This is a genomic window from Sulfitobacter rhodophyticola (assembly GCF_041281685.2).
Classification (GTDB): Bacteria; Pseudomonadota; Alphaproteobacteria; order Rhodobacterales; family Rhodobacteraceae; genus Sulfitobacter.
This window is the reverse complement of sequence record NZ_CP166250.2, coordinates 76,068-93,035: the sequence shown is the minus strand read 5'-3', so window position 1 is coordinate 93,035 and position 16,968 is coordinate 76,068. Positions and strand designations below refer to the sequence as shown.

15 protein-coding genes are annotated in these 16,968 nt (G+C 55.4%); 12 read left to right on the top strand and 3 right to left on the bottom strand.

What is annotated here, in order from left to right:
• Nucleotides 1–4 precede the first annotated feature (4 nt).
• The 12 genes from AB4X18_RS00965 to AB4X18_RS00910 all read left to right on the top strand — a co-directional run bounded on the left by AB4X18_RS00965 (nucleotide 5) and on the right by AB4X18_RS00910 (nucleotide 10,610).
• Nucleotides 5–283 carry a type IV secretion system protein VirB3 gene (locus AB4X18_RS00965; RefSeq protein ID WP_121027982.1) on the top strand — a complete coding sequence of 93 codons (279 nt, stop codon included), beginning with the start codon at nucleotides 5–7 and terminating at the stop codon, nucleotides 281–283.
• Nucleotides 273–2,633 (top strand): type IV secretion system protein B4, encoded by a 2,361-nt coding sequence (locus AB4X18_RS00960; RefSeq protein WP_432816581.1) that lies wholly within the window; start codon nucleotides 273–275, stop codon nucleotides 2,631–2,633. Before AB4X18_RS00965 ends, AB4X18_RS00960 begins: the two co-directional genes overlap by 11 nt.
• A gap of 225 nt (nucleotides 2,634–2,858) precedes the next feature.
• Nucleotides 2,859–3,953: a lytic transglycosylase domain-containing protein gene (locus tag AB4X18_RS00955; RefSeq protein ID WP_370399024.1), complete on the top strand. Its 1,095-nt coding sequence runs from the start codon at nucleotides 2,859–2,861 to the stop codon at nucleotides 3,951–3,953.
• On the top strand, nucleotides 3,953–4,798 hold the full coding sequence (locus AB4X18_RS00950) for a type IV secretion system protein (RefSeq protein WP_370398955.1): 846 nt from the start codon (nucleotides 3,953–3,955) through the stop codon (nucleotides 4,796–4,798). The genes AB4X18_RS00955 and AB4X18_RS00950 overlap by 1 nt, the downstream gene beginning before the upstream one ends.
• Nucleotides 4,799–4,817: 19 nt before the next feature.
• On the top strand, nucleotides 4,818–5,471 hold the full coding sequence (locus AB4X18_RS00945; RefSeq protein WP_370398954.1) for a virB8 family protein: 654 nt from the start codon (nucleotides 4,818–4,820) through the stop codon (nucleotides 5,469–5,471).
• 1 nt (nucleotide 5,472) lies between these two features.
• Nucleotides 5,473–6,171, top strand: coding sequence for a TrbG/VirB9 family P-type conjugative transfer protein (locus AB4X18_RS00940; protein ID WP_370398953.1), 699 nt, complete (start codon nucleotides 5,473–5,475; stop codon nucleotides 6,169–6,171).
• Entirely contained in the window at nucleotides 6,168–7,565 is a 1,398-nt protein-coding gene (locus AB4X18_RS00935; RefSeq protein ID WP_370398952.1) for a TrbI/VirB10 family protein, read from the top strand. Before AB4X18_RS00940 ends, AB4X18_RS00935 begins: the two co-directional genes overlap by 4 nt.
• Nucleotides 7,566–7,569: 4 nt before the next feature.
• Nucleotides 7,570–8,559 (top strand): ATPase, T2SS/T4P/T4SS family, encoded by a 990-nt coding sequence (locus tag AB4X18_RS00930; RefSeq protein WP_370398951.1) that lies wholly within the window; start codon nucleotides 7,570–7,572, stop codon nucleotides 8,557–8,559.
• Entirely contained in the window at nucleotides 8,556–8,768 is a 213-nt protein-coding gene (locus tag AB4X18_RS00925; protein WP_370398950.1) for a hypothetical protein, read from the top strand. Before AB4X18_RS00930 ends, AB4X18_RS00925 begins: the two co-directional genes overlap by 4 nt.
• The gene (locus tag AB4X18_RS00920) at nucleotides 8,765–9,166 is read left to right on the top strand and encodes a hypothetical protein (RefSeq protein WP_370398949.1); all 402 of its coding nucleotides are present in this window, start codon (nucleotides 8,765–8,767) and stop codon (nucleotides 9,164–9,166) included. Before AB4X18_RS00925 ends, AB4X18_RS00920 begins: the two co-directional genes overlap by 4 nt.
• Before the next feature lie 14 nt (nucleotides 9,167–9,180).
• A complete protein-coding gene (locus AB4X18_RS00915; RefSeq protein WP_370398948.1) occupies nucleotides 9,181–10,272 on the top strand; it encodes a type IV secretion system protein in 1,092 nt (363 codons plus the stop codon).
• Between the two features lie 62 nt (nucleotides 10,273–10,334).
• Nucleotides 10,335–10,610 carry a hypothetical protein gene (locus AB4X18_RS00910; RefSeq protein WP_370398947.1) on the top strand — a complete coding sequence of 92 codons (276 nt, stop codon included), beginning with the start codon at nucleotides 10,335–10,337 and terminating at the stop codon, nucleotides 10,608–10,610.
• A gap of 167 nt (nucleotides 10,611–10,777) precedes the next feature.
• Here the strand turns inward: AB4X18_RS00910 and AB4X18_RS00905 are convergent, their stop codons facing one another.
• From AB4X18_RS00905 to AB4X18_RS00895, 3 genes are all read right to left on the bottom strand, one after another.
• A complete protein-coding gene (locus AB4X18_RS00905; protein ID WP_370398946.1) occupies nucleotides 10,778–13,051 on the bottom strand; it encodes a type IV secretory system conjugative DNA transfer family protein in 2,274 nt (757 codons plus the stop codon).
• Nucleotides 13,044–16,232, bottom strand: coding sequence for a relaxase/mobilization nuclease domain-containing protein (locus tag AB4X18_RS00900; RefSeq protein WP_432816580.1), 3,189 nt, complete (start codon nucleotides 16,230–16,232; stop codon nucleotides 13,044–13,046). Before AB4X18_RS00900 ends, AB4X18_RS00905 begins: the two co-directional genes overlap by 8 nt.
• Nucleotides 16,233–16,302: 70 nt before the next feature.
• The gene (locus tag AB4X18_RS00895) at nucleotides 16,303–16,878 is read right to left on the bottom strand and encodes a hypothetical protein (RefSeq protein WP_370398944.1); all 576 of its coding nucleotides are present in this window, start codon (nucleotides 16,876–16,878) and stop codon (nucleotides 16,303–16,305) included.
• Between the last annotated feature and the right edge of the window lie 90 nt (nucleotides 16,879–16,968).

Here is a 16,968-nt window from a genome sequence, read left to right as displayed (position 1 = left end):
CGCCGTGGCTGAAAGATCACCTTTGTTCCTTGGCCTCGTGCGCCCTCCGAAGTTATTCGGTTTGCCGATCATGTATGCCGTGGTTTGGCTGTTCGGGACCGTGCTGCTTTTCGTCTGGATACAGAGCTTCCTCGTGCTTGGCATAGCGGTGGTTCTGTATCCGCTCCTTTGGAAGGCGGCAGATTGGGACCCTCGATTCATCGACGTTGCGATGACCAGTCTTCAAGAAACGCCGCCCACCAGAAACAGGAAAATCCATGGTGGAGATAGCTATGCCCCGTGATGAGCTGGATGAACGCACGCTGATGCCAAAGTGGTTTCAGCACGAAAAGCAACTAGCGCACATGCTTCCGTATGTGAGCCTCGTTGATGATCGCACCGCGCGCACGCGGGTTAACGAGTTGTTTCAGTGCATCCGCATCACGGGGATCAATAGCTACACAACCGATGACGATTATCTTGACGGCATTCGGGCGAGCTTCGCCCGGATTGTTGCACAATTGGGGGAAGAATTCAGTTACTACGTCCACAAGGTATCGAAAGGGATCAGCGCTGATATCGAACCCATCGAAGGCGACAGTTTCGCCGCGATGGTCGATCAGAATTGGCGCAACAAGCTGGCAAATGGCGGGCTGCGTGACAAGACGCTCACGCTTACCGTCATACATCGCCCCCCCTCCAAGAGCTTCATGACGTTTATGCGGCGACCGTCCCCAGAGCGCTTGCGTGAGGAAACTGACAAACGGATGCGCCGCCTGAATGAAGCGGTCGGCATATTCCTGTCCGGCCTCGGGCATTTGAAACCGTCTGTTCTGTCCGCCGAAAAAGGCGAACTGGTCGGGTTTCTTGGTGCTCTGAACACCGGGCAGGAACTTCCGCTCTACCACACATCGAAATTTGGATTTCTGGCATCCTCTGCCTCCAACACCCGCGCCACTTTTTTCGGCGATCATTTTGAACTTAGCGAGGGCGTTGCTGGCCGTCGCTTTGGCAAAAGCTACAGCATCAAGGACTACTCTGAACAAACGAACTGCGTGATGTTCGACCAGCTCAACTTGCCCGTCGATATGATCGTCACACACTCGTTCACACCGGTGAACACCAACATGACCATTTCGCGGATTAAGCGGCAGGTGAAGCAGATGCAAGCCGCCGATGATGCCGCGGTCTCGCTGCGGGAAAATCTTCTGCTACTTGCCGATGATCTGGAAGCCAAGCGAGCCAGCATGGGCGATCACCACATGGTCGTGACGGTTTTTGCTGAGACCCGCGAAGAACTGGAAAGCCTAGGCGCTGAAATCGTCAACGCCGCTGCGTCCGAAGGCGTGACGATGGTGAGTGACAGCTTTGGCGCGAACACCCACTATTTCAGTCAGCACCCCGGCAACCAGCCTAAGCGGCTGCGTGCCAGCACCGTCACCAACCGCAACTTTGCCGACTTCGCTGCTTTCCACCGGACCCAGCTTGGCAAGGCTGGCACCGAAGTGCCGTGGGGCAAAGTTATCTCGATCTTCCCGACGCCGGAAAAGAGCGCCTATCGCTTTTCCTACCACGAGGCTGGTTCGCCTGAAAAAGAACCTACCAGTGGTCACACGCTGATCATGGGCCGTCCTGGCTCGGGTAAGTCGGTCTTCTCGGCCTTCCTCATGACACAAGCCGTGCGAGCCGGTGCGCGCGTGTTCGTCTTCGACTACCGGCAGGGCATGGAAATGGCCGTGCGGGCCAATGGGGGCCGCTACACGACGATCCAGGGCGGTATGCCCACGGGTCTTAATCCGCTCTGGACCGAAGTGGACAAACGCGGAGTCGCTTGGCTATCAGACTGGTTCGGCTCCCTGCTATACCGCGAAGACAAGCCGCTGACGCCAGCTCAGACTAACCGCATCATGGAATGCGTCCGTCAGAATGCGCAGGCGACCGACCCAGGCTTGCGGGATTGGCAGAACTTCGCCTCTCTCTTCATGTCGATGGACGATGACGGCGACCTGAACCAGCGCGTCCTTGAATGGGCGGAGAAAGGTCGGTTCGGCTGGATTTTCGGCCATAGCCTCGAAGACACGTTTTCGCTCGATGGCAACTTGGTAGGGTTCGACCTCACCGGGATACTCGACAGTGAAAGCGACAAGGAACGGATGGCGGTTCTTAGCTACCTGTTCCGCCGGATCGAGCGGAAAATCGAAGACCGCCGTCCCACTATCATCATCATTGATGAGGCGTGGAAGGCGCTCGACAACGAGTATTTTGCAGAGCGGCTTTCGCAATGGCTCGTGACAGCAAGGAAACAGAACACCGTAGCTGTGATGATGACGCAATACGCCAGCCAGCTTGAGCGGACGCGCACGGGTAAGACCATCGTAGAAGCCGTGCCGACGCAGGTTCTTCTTCCGAACATCCGCGCCAATGCGTCCGACTATCAGATGCTCAATCTTTACCAGAAAGAGCTGGATACGCTTCTTAGCACCGGCACGAATTCACGCTTGGCTCTCATTCGAGATGACCAAGGTTCGGTCGTCGTGGACGCAGACCTAAGCGCTCTTGGCGACAACCTGACCATCCTTGGCGGGATGGAGGCAGGTGAAAAACTCGTCGGCCCCGATTACCGGGATCGGCCAGACTTTTGGAGGCTCAAATAATGCGAAAACTAACCTGTTTCATTCTGCTGAGTGTGATTGCTGGTTGCGCGGACTATCAAGAGCCACAGGCAAATTGCTTCAGCTTCGTGTCACGCGGCCCTGCGCCTATGGACTGCAATTTCGAGGCGCTGGTTGCCCCCAATTTGGAGGAGGTAGCCAATGAATAAGCTCACCGTCGCTGCGTTTTTGCTGATCGGGGTTTCTTCCAGCGCGCTCGCCCAGGGCGTGCCGGTTGTAGACTCTGGGCTAACAGCGCGCGACATCATCGAAACAGCGGATCGCGAGGCTGATCTGGCGGTGCAGGGGGAAACCCAAACCGTCGAAGAGCAGATCACAGCTATTGAGCAAGAACAGCTTCGGGTTCTGGATGCGATACTGGACGCGCAGACCAGTTTTGAAGCTGGCGGCGTCGCAATTTCGGGAATGGTCTCAGACCTCGAAGGGGGCAGCGGGAACGCCGACCGCTCTGTAGAGGCTGTCTACGGGACCGCTGACATCGACCCCAACCCGGCTGGCGACCAGATGTTCGGCGACGCTGCTGAAAACATCGAACAGCTCATCATCCGGGTAGCGCAGGAAACCCATGGCAATCCTGGCATCTCAGCGGCGGGCCTTTCGGTCGTACAGTGGCGGGCGCTGATCCAAGCTTTGATCTGGCAGGAAAGCCGGTTTGTCATTCGCGCCGAAAGCCCTGTCGGGGCTTACGGCCTCACCCAAATCATGCCCGGTACAGCGGGCGATTTGGGCATCTTTCCCGAGTATCGCACCAGCCCTTACCTGCAAGTTGAGGGCGGAGCCCGTTATCTCGCCCAACAGCTCAATCGCTTCGATGGAAACATCATCTTTGCGCTTGCGGCCTACAACGCGGGACCAGGCCGCGTAATCGAATACAGCGGTGTCCCACCTTTCCGCGAGACGCAGCACTACGTCACCGTCATTCCGCAGAAATACAATGAATATCTGGCGCGGATCGGCGGGATTGAAGCGCTTGGCACAATCGACCCTGCCCTGCTGGCAAACTCAAACCTGTCGATGATGGGTGCCGGTGCCGCTTTCTACGGCAGCAACTCACCGACTGCGATCCGACAGGCGGCACTCCGTATTCGCGATATCGTCAACCGCATTGGCTCTACCACCGATGTGCAAGAGGCCATGGCGTTAAACACATACGCCCGCGCCGAACTCGTTCGTCTCATTGCAGCGCGAACAAGACTGCAAGCCGCACGGACCCAACCCCTAAGCGCTGAGCAACTGCGTCTCGCGGCTGCTCGGATGCAAGAACAAGAATTCCTGAACTTCACCATAGAGGACTTAGATTAATGCGCACTTCAACGCTTCTCACCACCTACGTCCGCAAGACCCTTCGGACTTCCGCATTCGCACTGCTTCTGCCGCTCGGCGTCGCCGCACCCGTCACCATTATTACATCACCTGCCCTCGCGCAGGGTGTTCCCGTGGTGGACACGCAGAACATTGCCCAGAACATCCAACAGCTGCGCCAGATGATCGAAGATGAGCTTTTGCAAAACGAACAGCTCTTGCAGCTTCGTGAACAGCTCACCACGTTGACCGATCAACTAGCGCAGCTTCAGGAAACCTATGCAGCCCTCACCCGGCTTGCTGAATTGCCTGAGGTCATCGCCACAGAAATGGAAGACGAACTCAACGGGATCCTCGACCAGGAGTTTGGCGATATCCAATCCACCATCGCAGCGATCCGCACCGGCGACTTCTCTGGTCTCAGCGGCTCCGGCGCAAGCGAAATTGAAACCCAGATGGACCGCGTTCTCGCGGACCTGGGCTTTGATGAAGACACGCTCAGCGAAATGGCATCTAGCGGCAACGCCGGGGCTGAACGCATCGCGACACAAGCCACCACTGGTGCCCTCGTCTCGGCCGCTGCTCAAAACAGCTATGACGACGCGGGCCAGTCTCTTGAGCGCGTGGACCGACTCGTCGGCCTGATTGATGACATGGACGAGCTGAAAGAAAGCGTCGATCTGAACACCCGCGTGACAGCTGAACTGGCCATTGCATTGGTTGCAATGTGGCAGCTCGAAGCCGTGCAAACCGTAGGTGACGGCACAGGCGGTGTCATCGACGCAGCCACCATCGCCGAAGAACAGAACTTTATGGAGTTCACCATTCCTGACCTCGGCGATTAACAACTTAGGGGTAGAGATTTTGGACAACGAAAAAGAAATCATTGAGGAAGAACTGGTTTATGGTGCGCTGCGCCGCGAACGGTTGTGGCAGAAACTCGGTTTAACCGGTCTGGCATTTGGCGTGCTTGGTTGTCTAGGCGCCGTGGCGGTTGCCATCCTCGATGTAGACCCGGCACCGGTGGTCGTGCCCTACGATCCCGAGACGGGTTTCGCGTTGCCCGAAGTCTCTGTTGGCGCAAGTGCGATCACTGGCAATCAGGCTGTGATCGAGGCGGAAATCTATCGCTACGTAACGGATCGAGAGGTCTACAATCAGCTAGACAACGATGTACGCATCAATAGCGTTTTGCAACGGTCCGACGAACGGGCGGAATCATCCGTACGAGCCCAATGGAACAGCGCAAATCCGCAATATCCTCCAACTGTCTATGGCAGCAATTCCAATCTGGATGTTGAAATCCTGAGTGTGAACCTGATCGGTGAGAACCGCGCGACCGTCCGGTTACGCAAGCGGCTTACCTCCATTCAAGGCGTCCAAGGTGGCCTGTTCACAGCGACCATGCTCTTCGAGTTTCGGCCCGAAGAAGCGCGCACAATTGATCAGGTGTGGACGAACCCTTTTGGCTTCACCGTGATCGAATATTCGATCCGTTCAGACAGATTGGAGAATTGAGATGCATCAATTTGGACTTGCATTGCTATGTCTGGTTTTCACAGCATCCACGGCATTTGCAGAGAATACCCCTCGACGCGGCCCGAATGATAGCCGTGTCCGTATTGCCACTTATGTCGATCAACAGGTCTATCGCCTGCACGTGTCACTAACCCATGTGACGACTGTTGAATTTGGCGAAGGCGAAACCATCCGCTCGATCCTTGCCGGTGACACGGAAGGGTTTGAGCTTGATGGTGTGCCTGGAGGCCAAGCCTTTGCCATTAAACCTCTGGCGCGTGGTGTTCATACCAACGTCACGGTCTACACAAATCGGCGTAGCTATTATTTCAACGTGCAGGAAGTCTCATCCCCCACCTTTTATGTGGTGCAGTTCCGTTACCCTGAAGACAACAGACGCCCGGAAAACGCGGTTGCATCCCAAGCGCCAAACTACAACTACGGGGCCAGCTCACGCGGAGAAATCACACCTACGCGCGTGTGGGACGACGGGACATTCACATATTTCCAGTTCGCGCGAAATGCGCCGATCCCAGCAATCTTCCGATATTCGAATGGGCGTGAGCGGACCGTCAACACCCAGCAAACCGAACCGAGCGTGATCCGTGTTTCCGGCATCAACGCCCAATGGGTGCTGCGCCTTGGTGAAACCGTGGTCTGCATCCAAGAAAACACTCTGACCACAGGGGGCACGTCATGACCGATGATCCAAATCAAGCAGATGTCAGTGAAAGACTGGCCCGCCTCGAAGCTGGCAACGACGGAAGCCCTGTACTGGCCTCACGTCGCTCGCCGCTCATGGCCCTGCTTATTGTCGCACTCATTGGTCTGGTGGGCTTTGTTTTCTACCTTCTCAACCAGCCCGAAGAGGAAATCGTTCTCCCGACAGCAACTCCGGACGAATTCCAGCCGGAGGGTGATGGGTTTGGAACAATCGAGCCGTTTATTCCACCGGCCACGCCCGAACCGGAGGTGGTCGAAGTCCCGGCATCTGTAGAACCGAACGCCGAGTTGCTTGAACAAATCGCGGCGCTCCAAGCGCAGATCGAAGCCATCCAGAACGCGCCTGCCCCGGCCGTAGAAGAGGATACGGCGGCGGCTGAGGCAATGAATGCAATGACAGCGCAGCTTGCCGAATTACAAAGGGCCTCTGAGGCAGCACAACAGAAATTTGCCGACGAATTGGCGGCGCGCGACCGTGAGCTTCAGGAACTTCGCATGGACCTCGATCTTGCGCGTCTGGAAGCTCAAACGCCCTCCCCTGCCCCGGCGGGTCCGTCTGATGAAGAATTGCGTCTGCAGGAAGAAGAGCGATTGCGCCGCGAAGAGGAAGCCCGACGCCTCGCTGAATTACAACAGCGGGCCGAAGAAGAGCGCGCGTTCCAAGAGCGTCGTATTCAGTCGCCTACCATCGCTTTTGGTGGTTCGTCTGGTGGGCTAGGTGGAGATGGCGCTGAGCTGGCTGAACGCACATTTGGTGATGTCACCGACTTCGTATTGGATGGCGCATTGCCGTCTACCGTAACGCAATCCGAAGTGATCGCGAACCCTGCGAATACGGTCATTCAAGGCACCGTCATCCAGGCGGCGCTTGAAACCGCAATCTCAAGCGAACTGGCGGGACAGGTCCGCGCAATCACATCCGAGAACGTCTATAGCTATGATGGCTCACGGCTGCTGATACCAGCCGGGTCTCGGCTCATTGGTCGATACCGCTCAGGTGTGGAAATCGCCCAAAGTCGCATCACAGTCGCATGGGACCGGATCATCTTGCCGACCAACCAGACAGTTCAAATCAGCTCTTTTGGTGCTGACGAACTTGGCCGATCTGGAACCACTGGCTTCGTCGACACTCGCTTTGCAGAGCGCTTCGGTTCGGCTGCTCTCATTTCGCTAATTTCGGCTGCGCCAACTGTTGCCGCCAATGAAACAGACGATGAGATTGCAGAGGATGTCCTTGAAGATATCGGTGATGATCTGGCCGATGCCACCGGCAGCGTGATTGGGGAATACCTGTCGATCGGGCCGGTTATCTATGTGGATCAGGGTGCGCGGATCACCGTCATGGTGGATCGGGATTTGGAGATTTTCTGAACCTATGTCCCTCAGCTACCTCCAAAACTCTATCGACGGCCTAGAAGACGCCAAACGGGATGATGTCATTGAAATTTGCATCAACCCGGATGGCACATGCTGGGGTGAGTTTCAGGGCGACCATTTCATGTCGCGCGTAAACCAAACTCTAACTGAGGATCAGATTAAGGACCTAGGCAATCAGATCGCATCTGACGCCTCCACACCTCTGTCAAAGGACAGGCCCATCGTGTCGGTCTCAATCATGTATCGAAACCGGCCGATCCGGGCGCAGGTCATCACTCCGCCTGCTGTGAACCGGGGCATGTCGATCAGCCTGCGCTTCTTCTCAAGCCTTCCGCTCGATTCGATCGAGTTGGGCTTTCTGTATGGGAAAGAACGCAAGCTTGAAGAACTAAGGCAGGAAAAAAACCGCCAACTCCGTGAGGTCGTCGCCAGTGGCGATATTGACGCGTCCATCCGACACTGCGTGGAAAACAAGCTCAACATGATCGTCTCCGGCGGGACGTCAACCGGCAAGACCGTCGCCGCTCGCAAGATCCTTTCCTATGTCAGCGACAAAGAAAGGATCCTCACCATTGAAGAGGCGTCGGAACTGCTCCCAACACAGCCGAATGCTGTCACGCTGATTTCGAACCGGGATGCCGCCCACCAAACGGCAGACATCCTGTTGACCGCGACCCTGCGAATGCGGCCTGACCGCATCATCCTGGGAGAGGTGCGTGGGAAAGAGGCCATGACCTTCCTTGAAGCCATCAACACCGGCCACGGCGGCTCGATGACAACACTGCACGCTGAAACGCCGCAACTGGCGGTCCAGCGCTTAGCCATCGCGGCATTAAAGACAGAAGTGCCAATACCTTATCGAGATATGATAGACTACATTGAAAGCTCTATCGACGTGATCATCCAGGCGGGCCGTGAGGACGGCGAGCGTGGAATCACGGAATTCTACTTGCCCGGCACAGAATTAGGAAAGGAGGCCGACACATGAAACGACACTCCCCGAAAATCCTGACGTTCACCGCTGGAAAAAAATTCAGCTATCAGAACATGGAAGACGAAATTGCTTCCTACACCCTGAAGGGTTGGGAAATCGTTTCAATGACCCACATGCAGGGCTTGCAACCTTACTATACCGTCCTGCTGCAATATGAAATTTCAGAGGAAGAATACCAGAAATCGCTGGAGAAAACCGCATGAAATTCCCCAAACTACTCGTCTTATTTTCGATGCTTCTCGCTCCGACAACTGTCTCATCGCAGGGATTGGTTCCTACTTTGGACCGTGAATATGAGTTTTGCCAAGAACGCCCACCTGAGCCTGATTGGATGCAAAACCTTGAAGCGCGGGAAAGTCACAAGCGGCTCTTGATCCAGTCAATCTACAGGCTGGAGGGATATGAGCGTGTGACTGAAGCAGGGGACTGCGGCTGCGAAACTCTCTATCCTTCTTGGGACAACGCCGTTCAGCGTTTCAACGACAATTACCTACATCTCGAACAGTTTGAGCTGATGGAAACCCGGCGTGATTTTCAAGATCAGGGCACGGCTGTTCGCAGCTCAGTCAGGGCGCTGTGTGAAGCCGAAGGCAACTGGTAATTTAGGAGGAAAACATGAGCGTCGTTTCATACATCGTAGACGAAGCACAGGGGTTTTTGGATGACGCGGCGGAAACGCAATTTGGCGCCGTAGCGGCAACGGTCGGAACGATCACAACGTTGGGTGCAACTCTTGTGCTCGTTTTCGTCGCCATCAACATGGTCTTCCAGTATCGTTCAATGGACGGACGCTCAGCATTCTGGCTCGGTGTAAAGATCATCCTCATAGGGATATTCGCTCAAAACTGGACACAGTTTAACGCTCTATCCTCGGCCATTCTCAATGGGATCGACAGTATCGCTGCTTCGTTGATCGCCGCCGTTGGTGGCGGCGCACCTGGCCCCTCTGGGACCTATGCTGAACAGTTTGACGCTATGATTGCTGATTTCGGCGCTTACTTGAACGCGGCAGGTGAAGAGTTGAACTGGATGGCGGGGGCTATCCTGTCCAATCTTGGCGTGTTCCTACTCTCACTGTTGGGTGCATTGGCAGCGTTCATCATGGTTGCCTCACGCCTCATGATCGCTCTTCTTCTTGGTCTCGCTCCAATCATGATCTTCCTGACCTTGTTCGATGTCACAAAAGACTACTTCGCACGCTGGCTAACCGCAGTTGTTTCATTTGCGATGTATCCGATTGTCATTGCAGGCGTATTTTCGACGATCACGGGTATCTCGGCATCGCTTCTTGGCGAACTTGGCGATCCGACAGCTGCTCCAAACATTGGTGCGCTCTTGCCATTCATTATGATGGTGTTGATGGCCAAGGGTTTCATCTTAGCCACGCCGTTCATCGTTCGTGCCATTTCAGGAAACATAATGATGCCTGCCATCACCGGTGGCTTGGGTGGAAGCTATGCCTTTGGTCGGGCATTTGCCGGTTCTCAACAGGCGCAGAACCGTTACTTGATGGGCAACGCTACAGGTGCTGAATATGCAGCACTACGGGCTCGCTCGATGATGGGTATTGGCGATATGCCAATGAGACGGCCAAATGCCCAACCTCAACCAGCACCGGCGAACAATCAGCCCCAAACCAACCCGAATGCGGGCCAAGCGCCGAACTATGAGGCCCAGATGGATCGCAACAAGCGCATCGGTCGATAGCCTTAAAATCATCGTATGACGGCCCGCATCGCGGGCCGTTTTTCCATATGGAGCTGCACCCCATGCACCAAATCGTCGTTGATAAAAACCTTATTCTGCTTGATGGGAAGCCCTTAGCCCTCGTCACTCGGTCCGGCTTAGCTCAGTGGGAACAAGATGGCATCAGCTTCACATTCCGCTATGATCAGATCCTTGACGAAGGAGACAACTATGGAAAATTTCGCTGCCTCTATGAAAGAGAGGGAACGCACGAAATCTTTGTCTTGGTTGAGTCGCCATCTTCGCCTGAAGGATTCCGCGTGATCCTGGTCGATCACCCGCCTCACACGCTGCATTGAAATGGCTGCGCTTATTCGCGCGCGCCCCCTTCCCCATCGGAATCAACATTACGGGTGTCGTTGAACTCGCACAGCTCATGTAGATCGTCTTCCGTCATAAGACGCGAGACTACTTTTGCCGGACCCGTTTGGGCCAGCGCCAACAAAAAGCGACGGGCGCAGGTCATTCATGCTTTGACGGCCGAGCCCTCATCGCGATAGCCCAATTTCTCTGTGCCCTCCCCAGTTGCGCGTTCCAACTCTCCGTCTTCGCCGCGCCGGACAAGTGCGGGACCGTTGGCAAGGTCCTCTGCAAATTGGCGCTCCTGCTCAGCAGCAAATGGCGGGACGGGATCAAGCTCGCCGTCTTTCTCGGCCACCTCTGGCATACTCTTCTTCAACTGTTCCAAGCCCTCCATCATACCGTTTAGCTCGACAACATCAGCTTCCGTTGGCGTCTCTAGGCTAAGCTCCACTTGCGTGGCGAGGTCCATTTCGATCTGCCGTTGCTGCTCCGCATCAACCGAAACAACTGCTTTTGCCCGTTTGCGCTTCGGCGTGACGATTGTGGGGCGTTGCGTATCTTCCATTGCCGCCCTTTGAATAGATTCACGTTTTACGACAGCCCGGTCAACTGGCTCGATAGGCAACTTACCTTGCTTTTTCGGTCGCGCCGGCATTGCAGCTGGCGACGGTGATGGTTGCATCGCAGCAGGTTCGGCAACTGGTTCGGACGCTTCAACTGCTGCACCAACTTCCGGTTTTTTGATTGCTTCGTTTTCGTCCGAGGCAGACAGCGAAGTCGCCACCTCTTTTTCTGGGAAAGGTAGATCCCCCGCTTGCTCCCCATGGATGCGCTTGAAATACGGATCGTTGAAATACTCGATACGTTTTGCACGAATAGGCATTTGCGCGTCGATCACCATGACGATATCTTCAAGCGGCAAACGCCTGGCTTCGTCCTCCGGAAGCAATGAAACTTCCTCCGTCCTCACCGATTGGCTGCGACCTTCAAACGGGTTCTTGCCGATTGCACGCGACCGCGTGACCACCTTCTTGGTCGTCTTACCAACGGCCTTGCTCAATTCCTCGACGGTCTTTTCATCCGATGGTGTAAGGTAGAGCTTCACTCCGGCGTTCCCCTGCAAGGCGCGTCGGGTGTTCTCACCATAGATTTCATCAAGCGCCGGGATTGTCTGGGTGACGATTGCAAGATGCCCGCGATACGAACGCAGCGTCTCAATGCTCTTGGAAACGATGGGCATTTTTCCAAGCTTGTTAAACTCATCGAGCATAATCATGACGGGCCACGGTTCATCAGGACCTGGCTCTTTGTCCTGCATCGACGCCAGAAGGTCGGAAAAGAACAACCGGATCAGTGGTGCCATTGGTTCAACCATGAGCGGCTGCACGATCAGATAGACACTGAACGGCTCTTTTCGGATGTTCCGAAAATCGAAGTCAGACGCTTGTGTCGCCGCGTCGATGGCCGGGTTTTGCCATTGGTCCAAGCCCGAAGTCATTAAGAGGGACACATAAGATGTCAGGGTGTCGTTGTTGGTTGACGCCAACCGCGTGAAAATTAGCTTTGCAGCCTCATTCTGGACCTCAACGCCTCGCGCCATGTATTCCTTCTGCTTATTCCCACCCGATGCAGCGATGCGGTAGATTTCGCCAAGTGTCGGCTTCTTGCGCTGGAATGCCAAAAGACCGGCTGCAACGAACAAGTCGATACCACCTTTCAAGAGGCCCTGAACGCGCTCGTTCTCGTTCTGTAGGAAGAGCGAAGCGAGTAGCTGCAACTCCATCTGTTGCTGTGCCGGGTCCTTCAGCTCGGAAATCCGCAACAACGGATTGTAACGATGCGTTCTGCGGTCCTCGAAGTCGGTTGGCGCAAAGCGGAAGATCTTATCCCCCTGCTTGCGCCTGTGCCGGGCCGTCGCCTCGAAATTCTCGCCCTTCACGTCCAGCACAACGGCTGAACCTTCCCATGTTAAAAGGTTCGGGATCACGAAACCCGTAGTCTTACCTCGGCCTGTGGGTGCGACGATCAGAGCGTGTGGGAACTTCTTCGCGACAAGGTACTTACCGTTGCGCTTTGGCTTCGACATCTTTCCCAGGATAAACCCTGTACCCGGCTTGCCGAAAAAACCGCTCTTCGAAAGCTCGCCGGTTTTTTGCCAATGCGTAAGGCCGAATTTCGTCAACGCCGATCCAGACACTGCAATGCTCATCAACAGGCCAGCGATGCCGAAACCTACCATGATAAGATTCACTAGGCGGAAGTCATCAGGCCGATAGTCGCGCAGGTAAAAGTAGTTTTCAGCCAGATAGAAAAAGTCGATATCCGCCTGAAAGCCCAAATCCTTGAAGGTCAGGACAGCAGACGAAACAACATAGCCAATGGCGATAGCCAACAGCGTCAATAGAAACACTCCAAATACGATGCGGCCCTTACCCATGGACTGGCCCTCCTTCGCGCTCAGAGTCGACCAACCGGTCTTTCTGCAATTCGTATTGCTCTTCTGCAATCTCCTGTACGACCTCTCGATAGGCTTCCGAATTCGCCGTTGCAGAGTCTGATTGAAGATAGGCTTTCGCCGCGTAGAGCCTGTCTAGCCGGTCGTCGGACACGTTCTCTAAGGCGTCGCTGTCGCCGTCACGCAGGCGCTCGATCTGCTTGTCATCAAGCTCTTGCTCGATCTGCTCACGATAGCTGAGACCCTGTTCGTCTGTTGCCAGCGACGGCGACACATCATCGGACCTCTCATGCTCGACAACGCGCCAAATTTCCTCATTCTCAATGCGTGTCCCCGCAACGTCACGGATAGCCTCCCTATCCCTCGCCTCGTTCGCGATTTCATACGTCCGACCAAGGCCACGGGCCAAATGGTCCGGCATGTCGGCGTAGCGTGCGCGAAAGTCATCGGCGACGGCTCTTGAAACGTCGCCACGGTTGTCACGATCAGCCATAACCCTGTCCACTTCGCGGCTGATCTGATCGACACGCTCGCGGTCCTCGATCTTCGCGCCAAAGGGAACGTCGGAATATGGAAGAACTCGTTCCGCTGCTAGCTCCGGTCTTTGACTGAGGTATTCCTCACGCTCTTGCAGAATGCGGGCGCGGGAGGTTTGCTCGATGGCTCCGCTCGCAGCCATAGCTTCGGCCCGCTCATACCGTTGATCGAAACTCTGCGTGTCGGCGTTCTCAGACATGATTTCGTCGCGGACCCGCGAACTCATCCGGTCAAGGCTGGTCTGATCTATCTCCATTGCGCGTAGATCACGCTCCGCCGTGACACCACCCCGAACACGGGCAAGGTCTGCATCGAACCGCTCCAAGCGCTCGGCCTCAAACCGATCTACCATTGCACGCTCGCCCTCTGGGTCGTTTGTTTGCCAGTCTTGGAATTCACGGGTGTCCTCACGCACCAACCCGTCACGCATCTGGATGCCATAGCGATCCGCTGTGTCACGCAACAACACATCCGCGCGCTGCGCCTCATCGGCAGTAAGCTGGCCGCTCTGTCGGGCGGCGGATAATGCAGAAAACTCGTTCGCAAGGGCCACGCGACGTTGAACACTTCCTCCTTTGGCTTCAAGCCGGTCGCGCTCGATCACAAGTTGCTCAAACCGATCATTGGTATAAGCACGGTCATCCTCACTCCAACCCTCTCGAACATTCGTCTCTATCTCCGACACTAGCTCCCGACGCTCTGCGACGGACATACCATCGGCTTCTGCCTGCGCGATTCCGTTGTCCAACCTGTTCGCTTCAAGCGCCTGCTCTCGCACCGTAGCGATGTCAGCGGCTTCGAGCTCCGCTTCACGCAACTCCTGCTCGTTGTTCAAACGGAAGCTGGTCTCATAGGTATCACCCAAGCCTCGGGCGACATGATCCGGCATGTCGGGGTAGCGATCCTTGATATCAGACGCGACGGCTTCGGAGATCGACTGATTGGCAGGCGCACGGTCAAGGATGATCTCAATCTCCCGATCAAGCCGATCTGCGAACTCCTGATCCGTGATCCGGCCCCTGCCCTCTTCGTCGGTGCGATATACCGCGCCAGGATCAGAGAGGATTTCGGGCCGCGTTTCGAGATAGGATTGTTGCTCTGCCTCGATCCGGTCGAACGCGCGGTTTTCTATTTCGACGACACGAGCCTCAAGCTGTGCTTCGTTGACCCCCTGCCCTCGCAACTCCTGCCGGATCGCACGCGTCGTCTCGTCAAACTGCTCTTGATCGAAGTGAAAACGAATTTCCCGCGCTTCCTCAATCACACCGTCATCACGCAACACCTCTGCACGTTCCAGCGTCACGCCTAATTCAACATGCACTTGGTTCAACCGCTCTCGTGCCGCTTCGAGGTCATCTTTGCGCTCAAGGTTCAACCCCTGAGCCTGTGCAACCTTGGAAAGGTCATCTGCTACCCACTGCTGCTCAAGTGCAGCGTTTGGTGCGCCTGTTTCGATCCGGTTTACAACGGTTTCAGCATTGATCCCCGTGCCGCGCAGCGCATTGTCGATCTGTGCCCGCGTAGTTCCATCATTTAAACGGCCTGTAAGCTCGCTGTTGATATTCAACTCCGAGTAAATGCCGCCATCGGACGGCCTCTGTTCAAGTGTTGCAGACCGAAGGCCAAGAGGCTGCATTCGTCGCACACCCGCCTGAAGCTGGTTCAAGTCGCGCTGCTTTTGTGCCCGCTGACCTTCTGGCAAGCCAGCGATCCGCGCCTGAACTTCTTCAACTGTATCAGCATAGCGGCTTTTCAGTTCATCAAAGTCTTCAACAACTCCCATGTACACATCTCCATCTTGTTCGACTTGTGAGCCGTTACCCAAAAGCTCGGCGGCTCTTTGGAGGGCTTGAGCAATTTCTTCTCGACTGTCTTGAGACGCCTCGGCGGCAAGCGAGTGATAGACAATCCTGGTGCTTGCAATCTCAGCGAGGGTACGGGCCAAATCCTTGCCGACACGCTCGCGCGGAGCTGGCTCACGGATAATACCTTTTGCGGCATCCTCTTTGACCGCGTAGACTTCTCTCGTTCGGGGTGCGTAATGCACCACACCACGATCTATTCGACATGTTGCCTCTAGCTTGACGCCATACTTTTCGGCCTCTTCCACCATTGCGAGGCGAAAATCGTCGTAGTTAAAGCGGTGATCCCGGCCCAAGTAGAAAAACTCTCCCTCTTGGGAACGTCTATTAAGGACGATGTGAGCGTGGGGGTGATCCCGGTCCTTATGGACTGCGATTACGTAGTCAAAGTGTCCCTCGTCGGTTTCAAAGAACCGCTCGCAAACATCCGAAGCGATTTCGCGGACATCCTCAGACCGAATGCCTTTCGGAAAAGACATGAGCATGTGCGTTGTGTTGCCCATTTTGGGGCGGAAACCGCTATCCCACCGTTCTGCAAACCGATCCGTGAGTTTCTTGATGTCCTTCTCATCGAACTTGGTCTTCCCGTCGAACGTGCCCCGACTGTCAACGAAGTGAGAAAGCTTATTGTCACGCGTGATGTAGGATAGCTGATTACTGAGTTGGCCCTTTGTGTGGGTGCCGCCATTCTTGATCGCCTTGAAGACCGCTGCGCGATGGCCCCGTGCAGCACGGTAGAGCTGGCCCGCTTTCTTGCTGCTCAATCCCTGCATGGAGCCGCGAACACGGTCCCAACCCTCGCGGAAAACCTCGCCTGTAACGGCTTCGACTGCGCTAGTTCGTGCCAAGGGCAAACTCCCTCAATACATCATCAACAGTCGCCGCCATTACTGAGTTTCGACGCCTGACCATAAGGTCGATCTGATCACCCATCTCCAAAATCGTGCCCGCTAGCGCGCGGATTTCCTCATACTGCCGGTTCGACCAAGGCGGAGGCAGTCCTCTTTTCTTCGCCTCATTCATTCGGCGGGCAATCTGCGTGATGTTGTTGCCGACGCGATTGAGCGCTGCTCGGAAGCTCGAAAGCTCGCCGGAAAGATGTTCATCTGGCACGAAGATGCCGTTTGTCGCTTGCATCAAGGCCCGCAAACCGTCTGCACGACTAACGAAACCATGCTTTGCAAGCTCGGCGTCGAACGCTTTCATTTCATCTGGGGTCACAGTGACGCTGGCCGCAGCGGTTCGAATGCCCGTGTCACGGCGTCGGTCTTTTTCTCGTTTGATGGTGTAGTCGATTGTTCGCCTAGTCACACCAAACCGCTGTGCAAGCTTCTGCTTTCCTACGCCTTTTGCCGCTTCGCGGACAATTACGAGGCGTTCAGATTGAGTGAGGATGCGACCTTTGGGCATTGGAACAAAGAACCCCTATTTCCTGCCATCATCATAACTGATGTTATTACAATAATGCAGTCGTAGAGACAATACCGTATTAATGTAGTG

Bases quoted from the DNA above. Each gene is read 5' to 3' on its own strand.
- AB4X18_RS00960 (WP_432816581.1), top strand. From the start codon at position 273: ATGCCCCGTGATGAGCTGGATGAACGCACGCTGATGCCAAAGTGGTTT.
- AB4X18_RS00950 (WP_370398955.1), top strand. From the start codon at position 3,953: ATGCGCACTTCAACGCTTCTCACCACCTACGTCCGCAAGACCCTTCGG.
- AB4X18_RS00940 (WP_370398953.1), top strand. From the start codon at position 5,473: ATGCATCAATTTGGACTTGCATTGCTATGTCTGGTTTTCACAGCATCC.
- AB4X18_RS00935 (WP_370398952.1), top strand. From the start codon at position 6,168: ATGACCGATGATCCAAATCAAGCAGATGTCAGTGAAAGACTGGCCCGC.
- AB4X18_RS00930 (WP_370398951.1), top strand. From the start codon at position 7,570: ATGTCCCTCAGCTACCTCCAAAACTCTATCGACGGCCTAGAAGACGCC.
- AB4X18_RS00925 (WP_370398950.1), top strand. From the start codon at position 8,556: ATGAAACGACACTCCCCGAAAATCCTGACGTTCACCGCTGGAAAAAAA.
- AB4X18_RS00920 (WP_370398949.1), top strand. From the start codon at position 8,765: ATGAAATTCCCCAAACTACTCGTCTTATTTTCGATGCTTCTCGCTCCG.
- AB4X18_RS00915 (WP_370398948.1), top strand. From the start codon at position 9,181: ATGAGCGTCGTTTCATACATCGTAGACGAAGCACAGGGGTTTTTGGAT.
- AB4X18_RS00910 (WP_370398947.1), top strand. From the start codon at position 10,335: ATGCACCAAATCGTCGTTGATAAAAACCTTATTCTGCTTGATGGGAAG.
- AB4X18_RS00905 (WP_370398946.1), bottom strand. From the start codon at position 13,051: ATGGGTAAGGGCCGCATCGTATTTGGAGTGTTTCTATTGACGCTGTTG.
- AB4X18_RS00895 (WP_370398944.1), bottom strand. From the start codon at position 16,878: ATGCCCAAAGGTCGCATCCTCACTCAATCTGAACGCCTCGTAATTGTC.